The 240-nt window shown below is 70.0% G+C and carries 1 protein-coding gene; it reads left to right on the top strand.

Going from position 1 to position 240, the window contains the following annotated elements:
- Positions 1–240: hypothetical protein (locus tag CUZ56_RS16090; protein ID WP_204250983.1), on the top strand; the 240-nt coding region annotated here is incomplete at both ends.

Genomic DNA, 240 nt, shown 5'->3' with positions numbered 1-240 from the left:
GCCGCGATCACACCGGTGCGGTGGTGGGTGTGATCGCGGCAGCCTCCGGGGACCGCGACCCACCTCCGGGCGATACCGCCGATCCACCGAACGGGTACGCGGTACCGATCGATTCGGCCATGCGGGTCGTGCGCCAGATCCGGTCGGGAACTCCCACCGAATCGGTGCATATCGGCCCCGCCGCGACCCTGGGCGTGGTGATCTCCGATGCGAGTCCGCGTGGCGCGCGCATCGATATGG

It is taken from the genome of Saezia sanguinis (assembly GCF_003991585.1).
GTDB classification, from domain to species: Bacteria; Pseudomonadota; Gammaproteobacteria; order Burkholderiales; family Burkholderiaceae_C; genus Saezia; species Saezia sanguinis.
The sequence above is the reverse complement of the archived record's forward strand: the minus strand, read 5'-3'. Positions and strand labels throughout refer to the sequence as shown.